Genomic DNA, 15,729 nt, shown 5'->3' with positions numbered 1-15,729 from the left:
CCGTACAGTGAGTTAGCAAAGGCTACCTTCTGCTATACGAAAAGTGGCTATTTCCGTTTGTGGACTCCAGTATGTCTTTAAAGCACTGTCGTCGACACAAGTTATAAAACACTGGTTAGAGCTTTGCTCCAACACTTTACAGAACAGTTCTCCATGTACCTGATCTAACTCTGAAGGTAGATCATCGATCAGATAGATACAGGGGCGGCTGTTCATCCGCTGAAACAGTGCGCCTTGAGCTAGCTTAAGGGCACTGACCACTAATTTTTTCTGGCCTCGGGATAGACGTTCAGCCGCATTATGACCATCAACCTTTAAACGCAGATCAGCCCGTTGAGGTCCGTTGCCGGTAAAGCCTTGACGAAGGTCGCGTTCAAAGTTGCTCGCTAACACTTCATCTAACTGTCGTTTTTTATCCCAGCCGTAGCTAAAACCCAACTCGATTTTGGTACCCTCAAGTAGCTGTGAAACCACCGAATCAAACTCCGGTTTTAGCAAGCAGAGGTACTCTTTTCTCAAGCGAGTTAGCTGGTCTGAAAAGGCGATAAATTCACTATCCCAAACCTGACGTAACTGATTGTCAATCTTACCACATTTAAGCAATGTGTTCCGCTGTTTTAATACTCTTCTGAAGCCTCTCCAGAGCTGAATAAAGGCTTTATCTGCATGAAAAACGCCCCAGTCTAAAAACTGTCGCCGAATAGCAGGCGATCCTTCCAATAATAGGAATGTATCGGAGTTAATAACTTGCAGTGGAATGAGCTCTGCAAGGGTAGAAAGACCTATATCTGAGCCTTCAAAACGGATCCTTGCTTCACCCTCACTTGGACGCTCAACACCCAGGGATTGCTTTAAACCTTGCATCATCGGATCGATAGAACCAAACACAACGGAAGCGCGCTGATCATTCTGCACTACATGATGGGCTTTATTGGTTCGGAAGGAGCGAGTAAGACCCAAAATATTGATCGATTCGAGAATACTGGTTTTACCGCTACCGTTTTCACCACAAATGATGTTGATAGCAGGAGATGGCTCAAGATTAATTGAGCTGATATTACGCACAGATTTAATCTGGAGCTTAGAAATGGACATCAGGAGGGAATAAAGTATGGGAGCTGGTCACAGCTCCCAAGGATAAAAATATCACTATGTAATTCAGTACTTATCACAAGATATACTGTTAATTACATACGCATTGGCATAACAACGTATAGGTTTCCTTCCTCATCAAACCCTTCAACCAGCGCACTGGAGTTGGAATCCGATAAAGTTAAACGCACAACGTCAGAGTTAAGAATAGATAAGCAATCCAGTAGATAGTTAACGTTAAAGCCAACCTCTAAACTATCGCCATCATAATCAACCGCCAATGTTTCTTCCGCTTCTTCCTGCTCAGGGTTATTCGCCATAACCTGTAGATAACCGGGAGAAAGGGCAAGACGCACACCACGATACTTCTCATTGGAAAGAATCGCGATACGGCTTAGAACTTGGCGTAGTTCCATACGATCACTTAACAGGATCTTGTCGCCATTTTTCGGGATAACGCGTTCATAATCTGGGAACTTGCCATCAACAAGTTTAGATGTGAAGGTAAAGTCACCTACATGGGCACGAATATGACTGGCACCAATGACTAAACGTAACTCCTCCTCACCACTTTGCAGTAGACGGGCAAGCTCAAGAATACCTTTACGCGGCACAATGATCTGATGCTGAAGACCTTCTTGCGCTTCAACATTGGTCACACTGGTTGCTAAACGGTGTCCATCTGTAGATACGGCGCGAAGCTGACCATCGGCGATCTCTAACAACATACCGTTAAGGTAGTAGCGCACATCCTGTTGAGCCATTGAGAAACCCGTCTTATCGATCAGGTTACGCAACTGCTGCTGCACCATAGATAGCTCTAGAGTTTCTGGACTGTCTTCAACATTTGGAAATTCTGCAGCAGGCAGAGTTGATAAACTAAAGCGACTACGACCCGCTTTAATCACCATTTTCTGACCGGTAAGCGTCAGCTCGATTCTTGCGGAATCAGGCAGCGATTTACAGATATCCATCAGCTTACGTGCTGGCACTGTCACTGAACCTGCTTCAGCAGGCTCGTCCAGTGTCACACGTCCAACCAGTTCGACCTCAAGGTCTGTACCGGTCATGGACAGCTGATCTCCTTCAGCCACCAATAAAATATTGGATAGCACTGGCAATGTCTGTCGGCGCTCAACCACACCTGCAACTAGTTGCAGAGGCTTAATCAGCGCTTCACGTGAGATGACAAATTTCATCGTTTACCCACCTACCTTTATATATGGCCGGATTAAGACCGGTATATTTACGCCGTTAGATGGCGCAGTAAATTCTTATAATCTTCTCTGATATCCGCATCACTCTCGCGCAACTCCTTTATCTTACGACAAGCATGGAGCACAGTAGTGTGATCACGACCACCAAACGCATCACCAATTTCTGGCAAACTATGGTTAGTCAGTTCTTTCGATAAACTCATCGCCACTTGGCGTGGTCTAGCAACAGAACGGCTGCGTCTTTTCGACAACAGATCAGAAACCTTAATTTTATAATAATCAGCTACAACTCGTTGAATATTATCAATACTAACCTGTTTATCCTGCAATGCCAGTAGGTCTTTTAGAGATTCTTTAATAAAAGGTGTTGTTATTGCACTACCGGTGAAATGAGCATTGGCAATTACACGCTTTAAAGCACCCTCTAATTCACGGACATTGGATCTGATTTTTTGCGCAAGGAAGAAAGCAGCATCATCCGGTAAGCGGACACGGGCTTCGTCGGCTTTCTTCATCAATATGGCAACACGGGTTTCTAATTCCGGTGGTTCAATGGCAACGGTTAATCCCCAACCAAATCGGGATTTAAGACGCTCTTCAACACCGTTAATCTCTTTTGGATAACGGTCACTGGTCAGAATCATCTGCTGACCACCCTCTAGCAGGGCATTGAATGTGTGGAAAAACTCTTCCTGTGAACGCTCTTTACCGGCAAAAAACTGAATATCATCGATCAATAGTGCATCAACAGATCGATAGTAACGCTTAAAATCATTGATCGCATTGAGCTGTAGGGCTTTAACCATGTCTGCAACAAAACGCTCAGAGTGAAGATAAACGATCTTCGCATTTGGGTTGCGCTTCAACATCTCGTTACCCACCGCATGCATCAAGTGGGTTTTACCTAAACCAACACCACCGTATATAAAGAGTGGGTTATAAGAAACACCAGGATTATCACCGACCTGTCGTGCAGCGGCTAAAGCTAGCTGGTTAGATTTACCTTGTACAAAACTTTCAAAGGTAAAAGACTGGTTTAACTTAGATTGCGGATGTTTAAGACCACCTTCAACATTAACTGTACGCTCAACCATAGGCTGCTGTTGTGGTGGAGTAGGCATATCCATCGGCATTTGAATCTGAGATGGCTCAGGCTCCAGACCCGGCTGAAAGATGTTTTCTCTAGGAGGTTCAGCAGGAGGAGAGGTGGCAGCAGGTTCAAAACTATTATGTTGTTCTGGATTAAAAATTGTTTCAGCAACGCGTGCAGGCGGAGCAGGGCGACGTGCAGCTATAGCAGCAGTCCGTGGCCGAGGAGCAGCAACGCCGCGATTATTAGCAACGTCTAGCGCAACTTCTGTGGATATATCACCGCTAACATCACAAACCACTTGGCGGATGCGCGAAAGGAACTTGTCATTCACCCAATCACGTACAAAACGGTTGGGGGCTACCAGAACTAACCGATCAGCACTTTCAGGCGCGACTTTTAAAGGTCGAATCCATGTATTGTATTGCTGAGTCGGAAACTCATCCTGAAGGCTATGTAAACAACGCGCCCATAGTTCCGTCGACATAAGGGAGAGGCCCTTCTCTATCCTGTAATTATGGTTATTAGTATTTTACTCTGGCAAGCAGATGAACTGCATATAATAGAGATACACCAAAGTATAGAAGGATTCTAACCACTTCTGCTTCACTTATCCACAAAGCAGGGGCCTTTTTTGTAAATCTTTTTATAATTTTTCCATTTCTCAAAAGCCCTATAAATAGGGCTGTTGGCGATTGTTTATTAAAAGAATTTTATTCTTTAAATCACAACTAACCCACTTTTAATCCCCAAAGTTATACAGCAAACAATGGGTATAGTTTTCAAGCGCTCACAGGAGTTATCCACACAATTAACAGAGTTAGTAACAAAAACAATCAAAACACTAAATTTACCGCCTTTAAAAGGGTCGAATATAGTGTTTATCGCTTACATATAAATTTAAAAACCAACAGCAAAACTAAAGACAGATAGCTAAAGTTAGCGAGTATTAAGAATTTCAAAAACCTCTATTTAAAGATTTTGCTTCTATCTCTAGCTCAGATTAGGCCTTAAAATAGCGATAAATGGGTCTGTTTGTTAAAAAACAGTGATTATTAGTAAAAATAGATTGAACCCTCCCGACAAATTCACTAGAATTCCGCCTCTATTTTTTCGCGTAGTCAATTTGGCTGCGTATTTCATTCATCAAATGCGTTGGCAGGATTGACCGATGAAAAGAACATTTCAACCAAGCGTACTAAAACGTAAACGCACTCACGGATTTCGTTCACGTATGGCTACTAAAGCTGGACGTGCGGTTATTAACCGCCGCCGTGCTAAAGGCCGTAAACGCCTGTCAGCTTAATGGCTGACAAAAAGGTCTGGTTTATTTGAATGACCGAATTCAGTTACCCACGCCGGTTACGTTTGTTGACCGGCCGGGACTTTCAACGTGTGTTTGACGACGTACAGTTGAAGGTACCAGACCAGCCTCTCCTCATACTTTCTCGCCCCAATGATCTTGACCAAGCTCGAATTGGTTTCGTTATTTCTAAAAAAAATGTTCGTCAAGCGGTGAAACGTAACCGTGTTCGGCGTATCATTCGCGAATCATTTCGTCTGAATCAACATGATTTACCTGCTGTGGACATCATTATCCTTGCTCGAAAGGGTCTAGGAGAGATGGAAAATCAAGACGTCCACAAGCTGATGAAGAAATGCTGGTCCCGATTAAATAATAAATCGAGAAAGTTAAAGAAAACCTGATTTGGTCCCTAACCCATGGATGTACAGCGCATTATTCTTATTGGAGCACTTTGCCTGATCAGCTACATGCTGGTGCTACAATGGAACCAAGATTACGGTCAGCAACCTCAAGCTGAGCAAGTAACAACCTCTGTTTCTGCTTATGAAACACAACCCGCAGTGTCTGATCTGCCGGCGGCAGTAGAGGCAACAGCTCAAGCTGGTGATCTACCAGCAACAGCAGCTCAAGCTCAGAAAGCATCTCTAGTTGAGGTGAAAACTGACGTATTGAATGTAACTATAGATACTAAAGGCGGCGACATTATTCAGGTATCTTTACCTGAATATAAAGCAGTACTAGGTTCTGAGCTTCCATTCGTATTACTTGAGCAAACAGCAGAACGTACTTACGTTTCTCAGAGTGGTCTAGTTGGTAAAAATGGTCCAGATGCAAGTGCAAATGGCCGCCCAACTTATTCTATCTCTCAGAGTGAATTTATCTTAGACGATCAAGATTCTCTCTCTGTTGATTTAACTTACGTTACTGAAAACGCTGTTCAGATCACTAAGCGTTATACCTTTAATAAAGGTTCCTACGAAATCGGCCTTGAATTCATCGTTAACAACCAGTCTGAAGAAAGCTGGTCTGCTAACCTGTTTGGTCAGATTAAACGTGATAAAAGTGCAGATCCTACATCAACAACTGATATGGGCATGCAATCTTATTTAGGTCCGGTTTTCTCTACACAAGAGAGTAACTACACTAAATACGACTTTGATGACATCGATGAAAAGCAGTTTAAAGAGAAAAGCTTAGATGGCTGGGTAGCTATGTCCCAGCACTATTTCTTAAGTGCTTGGATTCCAGAGAAGGGTGCCGAATATAACTACCAAACTCGTAAGTTGAACGGTAATTATATTGCAGGTTTCCTATCTCCTGATTTCACTGTAGCTGCAGGCGATAGCAAAACAGTAAGTGCTAACTTCTACGCAGGTCCTAAAGATCAGGACATTATGGAAATGGCTGATGAAAACCTTAAGCTAACTGTAGATTACGGTGTGCTTTGGTGGATCGCTTCTCCTCTATATATGTTGCTTAAATGGATCCACGGCATAGTTGGTAACTGGGGTCTTGCGATCATAGGTATCACTATTCTTGTGAAAGCTGCTTTGTTCCAACTAAACGCAAAAGCTTTCAAGTCTATGGCTAAAATGCGTAAGTTTGGCCCTGAGATGACTCGTCTTAAAGAGCTTTATGGTGATGACCGCCAGAAGATGTCTTCAGAGATGATGAAGCTTTACCAAAAGGAAAAAATCAATCCTTTGGGTGGTTGTTTACCTATTGTTGCTCAGATGCCGATCTTTATTGCTCTTTACTGGGTACTAATGGAGTCTGTCGACCTTAGACAAGCTGAGTTCCTATACCTAGCGGATCTATCGGTTAAAGATCCATACTTCATCCTACCGATTATTATGGGTGCAAGTATGTTTATTCAGCAGATGTTGAACCCAACACCTCCAGATCCAATGCAGGCGAAGATCATGAAGATGCTACCCATCATGTTCACTTTCTTCTTCCTTTGGTTCCCAGCAGGTCTAACCCTTTACTGGGTGGTGAACAACGTGCTGTCTATAGCTCAGCAATATGTGATCAATAAGCAGATTGAAGCGGGAACCGATAAGTAGATATTACTTAGATAACCCGCTAACAAAAAGCCGCTAACAATTAGCGGCTTTTTTGTGCCTGATCGTTCTATCTTAAAGTGATAGACTGCGCACACTTAGGATTGATTAGAAAGAATCTGTAGAGAGACACTATGACACTTACCGCCAAAGATACGATTACCGCTCAAGCTACCCCTCCTGGTCGTGGTGGTGTTGGTATCGTCCGAATTTCAGGCCCTTTGGCCAAAGAGATTGCGACACAGGTTCTTAAAACAGAACTTAAGCCCCGTTATGCCTATTATGGCCCTTTTTTTGATGACAACGGGTTAGAGATAGACCAGGGGATTGCCCTCTATTTTCCCGGACCTAATTCATTTACCGGTGAAGATATATTAGAGCTACAAGGTCACGGCGGCCCAGTGATAGTCGATTTAATCTTAAGACGAGCGATAGAATTAGGCGCTCGTTTAGCTAAACCGGGTGAATTTTCAGAACGGGCTTTCCTGAATGATAAGTTAGATCTTGCTCAGGCAGAGGCTATAGCTGACCTGATAGATAGCTCATCTGAACAAGCCGCTCGCTGCGCTATCCGCTCCCTACAAGGTGAATTTTCAAACCGTATACATGAATTGGTAGAAGCTTTAATCCTGTTACGCATCTATGTAGAAGCCGCTATTGATTTCCCCGAAGAGGAGATCGATTTCCTCGCCGATGGCAAAGTCCTTAACGATCTTAATAAGATTCTTGAAAAAATTGCGAATGTTCAAACCGAAACTAAACAAGGCAGTTTACTACGTGAAGGTATGAACGTAGTGATCGCGGGTAGACCGAATGCGGGTAAATCAAGTTTACTTAATGCCTTAGCCGGACGAGAAACCGCTATAGTCACAGATATCGCAGGAACAACTCGAGATGTACTGAGGGAGCATATTCATATTGATGGTATGCCACTGCATATTATTGATACAGCTGGTCTACGGGATGCACCTGATGAAGTTGAGCGTATAGGTATCGACCGCGCATGGCAGGAGATAAAAAAGGCCGATCTTGTTTTATTGATGGTTGATAGCCAATCAACAGAAACAGATAATCCAGAAAAAATATGGCCTGAATTTGTTCACCAATTACCCGATTCAAGCAAAATTACCGTCATCAGAAATAAAGCTGATCTTAGCGGTGAAACAATCGGTATTATCGAAGCACAAGATCATACAACCATCACCTTATCCGCTAAATCTCAAATCGGTGTAGATCTACTGCGTGAGCACTTAAAACAGTGCATGGGCTTTAGTGCAACGACGGAAGGCGGTTTTATGGCAAGACGACGCCATCTTGATGCACTAGAACGGGCCCACGCATTACTACGTATTGGACAAACACAGTTAGAAGTCAATGGAGCAGGGGAGCTGCTTGCTGAAGATCTCCGTCAAGCTCAACACACTTTAAACGAAATTACCGGGGCCTTTTCATCAGATGACCTACTAGGTCGAATTTTTAGCTCTTTCTGCATAGGGAAGTGATTAATCACTTACAATACACCTCTTATAGGTAGGTGCAAAAAATAGCTTAATAAATCACCTAATCCAATATAAAAGGCCGCTAATAACGCGGTCTTTTTTAGGTGTAAAATAAAGTTATGTCATAAAAGCTAAGCAACTTTTTTCTGTATTTAAAAGCTAGCAATAACTGATTCCAATTGTTCCATATCTGTATACATCTTACCGACCTAAGTTTCTAACTCAGTACTCATAGATTAAGTATTGCTTGCTTCAGAGTGAATACTCATCAAACGATCCTTTAACTGCCAGAAAATTGTATCTGCTGCTCTGCTACCGTATCTGCAGATTCATATCATTACCTGAATATAGAACGCAACGGATTGGCAGTAACCTGTAAACGATTCACGCTCTCTTCAGCAGTTTATTTACCACTATTCATAGCACTTGAAAGGTGGCCAATTTCACTCTGTAAACTAGATATTTTACCTTGAATATCTTTTGTGGCTTGTTCAGTTCGAGATAATTTTTTACTGCTGGAGCCTATTAATTAAACTCTATATCACTTTAATTTTGAGAGTTAAATCCACTATTTGTGATTGATCCATAAATCATAAAAAGTAGTTTTATAACAATAATTAAATGAATAAGTTTAATGTTAAATTGATATTCACTGAATAATATTAATATAAAATACTTATAACTCTATCTACCTACGATACAAAAGCCATAAAACAGGAAAATTGCTAAGTTTTTCCTATATAAAGTTATACATATAAATCCCCCTCTATTGCACAAGTAGATAAAATGTTACTCCCATCTTATCCACAGAACGAATTGTATAGAAAACACCTTAAAATAAACTTTTAACTATAAAAACAATAATTTAATCTTTATTTATCAAATAGATAAGAAGAAATTAAGAATACTTATCCCTAAATAAAAATAAAATAATAAATTACCTAAAAATCTTATCTACAGAAGCTGTGAACAAACTGTATGAGGATAGTTAAGTAACATAGGGATAAGGATGTGGATAATTCCCCCTGTGGGTAAGTAGGCTATATATCCACAACTTACACGGAGGCTTTGCAGACAATGTATCCACCTTTAGATACCGGTTATCATTCTTGTAATCTATTGAAATACAAAGAAAATATTCAGTTACCACCAGAAAAGTGGCTCCCTAATAACAATCATTAAAATAAGAAAACATATATATAATCTTTAAATAATATAATTCTTTATATAAAAAAGAAGAATCTAAGAGCTGTATAAAAAATGAACATTCCTAATAGACGGAAGTGCAGGTATAATCAGCCTCCATTTCAAAAACCGTATTCAACACAAGTGCTCGAAACGTCTTAACCAGATCTAACAGCATTCTTTTTTAGAGGTAATACAACAGTGGATTTTCCAACCCACTTTGATGTCATTGTTATCGGTGGTGGCCATGCAGGTACTGAAGCTGCATTAGCATCAGCCCGCACAGGTGCAAAAACATTATTGTTAACCCATAACATTGAAACCTTAGGCCAAATGTCCTGTAACCCTGCCATTGGTGGTATCGGTAAAAGTCATTTGGTTAAGGAAATTGATGCGTTAGATGGCGCAATGGCACGTGCTACGGACAAAGGTGGTATTCAGTTTCGTACATTGAATTCACGTAAAGGCCCAGCCGTTCGTGCGACACGAGCACAAGCTGACCGAATTCTTTACAAAGCAGCGGTAAGAGAGATTCTTGAAAGCCAACCCAATTTAGATATTTTTCAACAATCTGCTGATGACCTGATTATTGAAGGTGAATCGGTAAGAGGGGTTGTGACCCAAACAGGGATTCGCTTTAAAGCAAAATCGGTTGTGCTAACCGCCGGTACCTTCCTTGGGGGTGTTATTCATATCGGTTTGGAACATCACTCAGGTGGGCGAGCAGGTGATCCACCTTCCATCGCCTTAGCTAATCGCTTACGTGAACTTCCTTTTCGTGTAGATCGACTAAAAACAGGGACGCCGCCAAGAATCGATGCGCGAAGCGTTGATTTCTCTGTTATGCAAGAACAGCCGGGAGATACGCCAACACCGGTTATGTCATACATGGGTAAGTTAAGTGATCATCCTGAACAGATCAGTTGTTATATCACTTACACCAATGAGCGCACCCACGATATTTTACGTAGTGGTTTAGATCGATCGCCCATGTATACGGGTGTTATTGAAGGGGTTGGTCCACGTTATTGCCCTTCAATTGAAGACAAAATTATGCGCTTTGCTGATAAAAATCAGCATCAAGTTTTTGTTGAACCTGAAGGTTTAACAACCCATGAGCTTTATCCGAATGGCATTTCAACAAGCTTGCCATTTGATATTCAGTTAGCAGCGGTTCAATCGATTCGTGGCTTTGAAAACGCCCATATTGTTCGTCCTGGTTATGCCATTGAATATGATTTTTTCAATCCTCAGGATTTAAAGCATACCCTTGAAACTAAATATATGGATGGTTTGTACTTCGCAGGCCAAATCAATGGCACAACAGGTTATGAAGAAGCCGGAGCACAAGGGCTATTAGCTGGAGCAAACGCAGCGCTAAGAGCTCTAGATAAAGATCAATGGTATCCCCGTAGGGATGAAGCTTATATTGGTGTATTGGTAGATGATCTGATCACTTTAGGTACTTCTGAACCTTATCGAATGTTTACCAGCCGTGCTGAGTACCGTCTTATTTTAAGAGAAGATAATGCAGATCTTCGTTTAACTGAAAAAGGTAGAGAGCTTGGTTTAGTTGGCGATGAACGTTGGCAGGCATTTTGTGAAAAACGTGAATCTATTGAGCGCGAGCAACAACGCTTAAAAGAGACTTGGATTCAACCAGGATCAGCTGAAGCTGATCAATTAGCACCTAAGCTTAAGTCGCCACTATCGCGAGAATATAATCTTTCTGATCTGCTAAAGCGTCCAGAACTTAGCTATGCAGATATTGCTAATTTGAAAGGTGAAGGTGTAAACAATAGCCAAGTATCTGAACAGGTTGAAATTCACAATAAATACGCAGGATATATTGATCGTCAGAAAGATGAGATCGAGCAGATGCGTCGTCAGGAGAATACATTATTACCTGAAGGTTTTGATTATGATCAGGTCGGTGGATTATCCAATGAACTTAAAGCTAAATTAAAAGATGTTCGCCCTGAAACTATTTCGCAAGCCTCTAGAATTCAAGGTATGACTCCAGCTGCTATATCATTACTGCTGGTTTATTTGAAAAAGCATCAATTGAGCAAAAAGCAAACAACCGATAAATCAGAGCAGGTTGCTAGTTAATGAATCAGTTTGCACAAGGTGATTTAGAATCTGCACTTAAAAAGGGCATTAAAACCTTAGGTTTAGATATTAGTGAGCAGCAAATAGACCTATTGATTAACTATTTACACCTACTTATCAAATGGAATAAAGCGTATAACTTAACCGCGGTCAGAAAGCCGCTGGATATGGTTAATCGTCATTTGTTAGATAGTTTGAGTATAGTGCCATATATCCAAGGTAAACGAATTATAGATGTAGGCAGTGGCCCCGGACTTCCCGGCATACCTCTTGCTATATGTTATCCGGAGTTATCGGTTACTACATTGGATAGTAATGGCAAAAAAACACGCTTTCAGCAGCAAGTTAAAACTGAGTTATCGCTTGAAAATTTGACGATTGTTAATGATCGTGTTGAAAATTGTCAGTTTGAGCCTTTCGATCAGGTTATATCTAGAGCTTTTGCATCAATCGAAGATATGATCAACTGGACTCATCAGCTTTGTGAGAAAGAGGGTGTTTTTCTTGCAATGAAAGGACTGTATCCTGAAGACGAACTATCAGTATTACCTGATGGTTTCGAATTAAAAACCTGTCACCGCTTACAAGTACCAGAAACAGAAGGTGAAAGGCATTTGCTAGTTTTAGGGAGACGCTAGGCGTGGCAAAGATCTTAACGATCACAAACCAGAAAGGAGGCGTAGGTAAAACAACGACCTGCGTAAATCTGGCTGCTTCATTGGCTGCTACAAAAAAACGAGTACTCTTGGTAGACCTTGATCCTCAAGGTAACGCGAGTATGGGTAGTGGTGTTGATAAACATACATTAGAAAATACAGTGTATGAGGTTTTAACCGATAAAGTTCATATAAGTGAAGCAATTGTTAAGGATACTGTCGGCGGATACGATCTAATTGGCTCTAATGGCGATCTAACCGCAGCAGAAGTTGAACTGCTTCAAATTCCACGTCGTGAATTTCGCCTCAAAATGGCACTAATCGACGTTGATGATGATTATGATTATGTATTGATAGACAATCCGCCCTCACTCAATCTACTTACGGTGAATGCGTTGGCATCCTCAGCTGGTGTGATAATACCTATGCAATGTGAATATTATGCATTGGAAGGTATATCAGCACTGATTGGTACTATTGATAAAATTAATAAACGTTTAAATCCTGTTCTAAAAATAGAGGGGATTTTACGTACAATGTTTGACCCGCGGATGAGTCTGACAAAAGATGTGTCATCTCACCTCGTTGAATATTTTGGTGATAAAGTTTATCGCACTGTTATACCAAGAAATATTAGGTTAGCTGAGGCGCCAAGTCATGGTTTACCGGCTCTTTTGTACGATAAAAACTCCCGCGGTGCCGTTGCATATTTAGCATTGGCTGGTGAACTTATTCGCCGTACCAAGTTGGAAGAAAAAGAACAATCACAGGAAGCATAGTTAATGGCTAAAAAGCGTGGTCTAGGAAAAGGTCTGGATGCTCTTTTATCGAGTGTTAGTGATGTTGAAGATAATGTTTCAACTCAAGGTGCAGAATCATTAGATGGTTATCGTTTACTAGCTGTTGATGTGATTCAGCGTGGACGCTATCAGCCTAGACGCGATATTGAACCTCAAGCGCTTGAGGAGCTTTCTAACTCAATTAAAGCGCAAGGGGTTATGCAACCTATTGTTGTTCGCCCGATCGACTCTGATCGTTATGAAATTATTGCAGGTGAACGTCGCTGGCGTGCAACACAGATGGCAGGATTAGTTGAAATTCCTGCTATTGTGAAAGATGTTCCCGATGAAGCTGCGATCGCAATGGCGCTGATAGAGAATATTCAGCGTGAGAATCTAAATCCAATTGAAGAAGCGATCTCTCTTCAACGTTTAAAAGATGAATTTGAGTTAACTCAACAAGAAGTTGCTGATGCGGTTGGCAAATCCCGTTCAGCAGTTACAAACCTTCTTCGCTTAATGAAATTAGGCGATGAAGTTAAGAAAATGCTTGAATATGGTGACCTTGAAATGGGTCATGCACGTGCCTTACTCGCTCTTGATGGCGATCTACAATTACAGGCTGCTCAGGAAATTTCTGGTCAAGGTATGTCTGTACGTCAAACTGAAGCTTTGGTTAAGAAAATTCAACAAGGTGGCGAACCTAGCCCTGAGAAAATTAAACCGGAGCCAAACCCTCGTCTAAGTGAATTAGCCGGTGAGTTATCTATACGTTTTGCCACTAATGTTGCGGTTAGTGAAAATGCTAAAGGTAAAGGCAAAATCACTATCAATTATGATGATGCTGAAACCTTAGAAACTATACTGTCTTTATTGAAATAAGAGCATAAGTACTACTTTCGCACTTAATAAAACTGACTTATAGCATTATCTGCTAAGACATTAGTGCAAATGCTCAAACTGACTGTTGTCTCTTAAGCCTTAAGCCCATATAATCGGCACGCATTTTGGGCTATATGTGCGCCAAGATAGAGCGTGTTAAGAAACGCGATAAAAATAGTTTAAAGGTTTTACTCAATGACAACGGACAAAGCTAATCGAAAGCAAGGTGTCCATAGTCGTAAAACTCGAGAGAAAATTTTTAGAGTTTTCTTAATACAGGCAGTTTTATGTGTGATTTTATCAGCAATATTTTTGCTAGATAGTTTAGTAAGCGCATGGTCTGCTTTGTTAGGTGGAGGCTTATACCTTATACCTAATATTTATTTTGCCCATCGTGCTCTGAGTTTTCGCGATAAACAAAGCGCGGGAAGAGCATTAGCCGAAATGTACGTGAGCCAAATATGGAAAATGGGAATAAGCATTCTGGGGTTTTCAGCGGTGTTTATTTTGATTCAACCTCTGAATCCATTTTCCTTATTTGGCACATTCATCTTGATGCAGGTATCAGCGTGGTTTGCTCAGATGAAATTAAATAACAGATTCCTAAAACTTTGAACGAGAGAGACTGAGAATGGCTAGTGGAACGCAAACATCCTCAGAGTATATTTCCCACCACCTAACGAACCTTACGTTTGGTAGTCACCCTGTAAACGGTATGAGCTTTGCTCATAACGCTCAGGAAGCTGCTGAAATGGGTTTTTGGGCAATCAATGTAGATACTTTGGGCTGGTCTATTGCCCTAGGTGTTCTATTCACTTGGTTGTTCCGTAAAGTAGCAAAAACAGCTACTTCAGGTGTACCGGGTAGTACTCAAAACTTTGTCGAAACGATCATCGAATTTGTTGATGAAAACGTTAAAGGCATTTTCCACCATAAAAATGATCTGATTGCACCTTTATCATTGACCATTTTTGTGTGGATTTTCCTCATGAATACAATGGATTTGATCCCTGTTGATTGGATTCCATTTGTTGCTGGTCAAATTGGCGCTAGTTTTGGTGCTGACCCTCATCACGTCTATATGAAAGTAGTACCTACAACAGACGTGAATGCAACAGCGGGTATGGCATTAAGTGTATTTGCCCTGATTATTTTTTACAGCATTAAACAGAAAGGTTTGGGTGGTTTCTTAGCTGAACTATCATTCCAGCCTTTAGGTAAATGGATGCTTCCATTTAACCTGTTCTTAGAACTTGTCGGATTGTTAGCTAAGCCTATATCACTGGCGCTGCGACTGTTCGGTAACATGTACGCTGGTGAAATGATCTTCATCCTGATCGCTTTACTACCGTTCTGGGCGCAGTGGGTACTCTCTGTACCTTGGGCAATTTTCCATATCCTGGTAATTACCCTGCAGGCGTTCATCTTCATGGTCCTAACAATTGTTTATATGGCTATGGCGTATGATCACCACTAGGTGGTTATAGATAAAGAAAAGTAGTAAAAAACCGAATTTTTAGAAATTTTTTTTAAATTTAAAACTTAAAGTGGAGATAAAACTGATGGAAATGGCATTGCTGTACATCGCTGGTGCGCTGATGTTGGGTCTAGGCAGCGTGGGTGCTGCGGTTGGTATCGGTATCCTAGGTGGTAAATTCCTAGAAGGTGCTGCTCGTCAACCTGAGCTGATCCCTCTTCTACGTACGCAGTTCTTCATCGTAATGGGTCTAGTAGATGCTGTACCTATGATCGGTGTGGGTCTTGGTCTGTACGTACTGTTCGCTGTTGCGTAAGTAACTACAAGTCGTAAGACTGACTTGTCGATTAACTTAATCAACCGCGAGAGGT

The 15,729-nt window shown here is 41.4% G+C and carries 14 protein-coding genes; 11 read left to right on the top strand and 3 right to left on the bottom strand.

All coding sequences use genetic code 11. The features are described from left to right. Positions 1-12: 12 nt before the first annotated feature. The 3 genes from recF to dnaA all read right to left on the bottom strand — a co-directional run bounded on the left by recF (position 13) and on the right by dnaA (position 3,886). Positions 13-1,095: a DNA replication/repair protein RecF gene (gene recF / locus Q4486_RS07765; RefSeq protein ID WP_303518975.1), complete on the bottom strand. Its 1,083-nt coding sequence runs from the start codon at positions 1,093-1,095 to the stop codon at positions 13-15. Positions 1,096-1,187: 92 nt separating this feature from the next. Then, positions 1,188-2,291 (bottom strand): DNA polymerase III subunit beta, encoded by a 1,104-nt coding sequence (gene dnaN / locus Q4486_RS07760; protein WP_303417406.1) that lies wholly within the window; start codon positions 2,289-2,291, stop codon positions 1,188-1,190. 47 nt (positions 2,292-2,338) lie between these two features. Beyond that, positions 2,339-3,886, bottom strand: a complete 1,548-nt coding sequence (gene dnaA, locus Q4486_RS07755) for a chromosomal replication initiator protein DnaA (RefSeq protein WP_303518973.1) — start codon at positions 3,884-3,886, stop codon at positions 2,339-2,341. Between the two features lie 684 nt (positions 3,887-4,570). Here dnaA and rpmH point away from each other — a divergent pair. The 11 genes from rpmH to atpE all read left to right on the top strand — a co-directional run bounded on the left by rpmH (position 4,571) and on the right by atpE (position 15,674). Further along, positions 4,571-4,705, top strand: coding sequence for a 50S ribosomal protein L34 (gene rpmH / locus Q4486_RS07750; RefSeq protein ID WP_067867899.1), 135 nt, complete (start codon positions 4,571-4,573; stop codon positions 4,703-4,705). Between the two features lie 29 nt (positions 4,706-4,734). After that, positions 4,735-5,106, top strand: coding sequence for a ribonuclease P protein component (rnpA, locus tag Q4486_RS07745; RefSeq protein WP_303417411.1), 372 nt, complete (start codon positions 4,735-4,737; stop codon positions 5,104-5,106). Between the two features lie 15 nt (positions 5,107-5,121). After that, on the top strand, positions 5,122-6,771 hold the full coding sequence (yidC, locus tag Q4486_RS07740; RefSeq protein ID WP_303518971.1) for a membrane protein insertase YidC: 1,650 nt from the start codon (positions 5,122-5,124) through the stop codon (positions 6,769-6,771). Positions 6,772-6,902: 131 nt separating this feature from the next. Further along, the gene (gene mnmE / locus Q4486_RS07735) at positions 6,903-8,270 is read left to right on the top strand and encodes a tRNA uridine-5-carboxymethylaminomethyl(34) synthesis GTPase MnmE (RefSeq protein ID WP_303518969.1); all 1,368 of its coding nucleotides are present in this window, start codon (positions 6,903-6,905) and stop codon (positions 8,268-8,270) included. Between the two features lie 1,383 nt (positions 8,271-9,653). Continuing rightward, a complete protein-coding gene (gene mnmG, locus Q4486_RS07730; protein WP_303518967.1) occupies positions 9,654-11,564 on the top strand; it encodes a tRNA uridine-5-carboxymethylaminomethyl(34) synthesis enzyme MnmG in 1,911 nt (636 codons plus the stop codon). Continuing rightward, positions 11,564-12,202: a 16S rRNA (guanine(527)-N(7))-methyltransferase RsmG gene (gene rsmG / locus Q4486_RS07725; RefSeq protein WP_303518966.1), complete on the top strand. Its 639-nt coding sequence runs from the start codon at positions 11,564-11,566 to the stop codon at positions 12,200-12,202. The genes mnmG and rsmG overlap by 1 nt, the downstream gene beginning before the upstream one ends. Before the next feature lie 2 nt (positions 12,203-12,204). Continuing rightward, complete coding sequence (locus Q4486_RS07720; protein WP_303417421.1) at positions 12,205-12,999, top strand: ParA family protein; 795 nt, start codon at positions 12,205-12,207, stop codon at positions 12,997-12,999. A 3-nt stretch (positions 13,000-13,002) separates the two neighbouring features. Continuing rightward, on the top strand, positions 13,003-13,881 hold the full coding sequence (locus Q4486_RS07715) for a ParB/RepB/Spo0J family partition protein (RefSeq protein WP_303417422.1): 879 nt from the start codon (positions 13,003-13,005) through the stop codon (positions 13,879-13,881). A gap of 195 nt (positions 13,882-14,076) precedes the next feature. Then, complete coding sequence (locus tag Q4486_RS07710; RefSeq protein ID WP_303417423.1) at positions 14,077-14,496, top strand: ATP synthase subunit I; 420 nt, start codon at positions 14,077-14,079, stop codon at positions 14,494-14,496. A gap of 16 nt (positions 14,497-14,512) precedes the next feature. After that, complete coding sequence (atpB, locus tag Q4486_RS07705) at positions 14,513-15,358, top strand: F0F1 ATP synthase subunit A (protein ID WP_303417424.1); 846 nt, start codon at positions 14,513-14,515, stop codon at positions 15,356-15,358. 76 nt (positions 15,359-15,434) lie between these two features. Further along, the gene (gene atpE / locus Q4486_RS07700; protein ID WP_197462808.1) at positions 15,435-15,674 is read left to right on the top strand and encodes a F0F1 ATP synthase subunit C; all 240 of its coding nucleotides are present in this window, start codon (positions 15,435-15,437) and stop codon (positions 15,672-15,674) included. Positions 15,675-15,729: the final 55 nt, after the last annotated feature.

It is taken from the genome of Neptuniibacter sp. 2_MG-2023 (genome assembly GCF_030547495.1).
Lineage (GTDB): Bacteria > Pseudomonadota > Gammaproteobacteria > Pseudomonadales > Balneatricaceae > Neptuniibacter.
The sequence above is the reverse complement of the archived record's forward strand: the minus strand, read 5'-3'. Positions and strand labels throughout refer to the sequence as shown.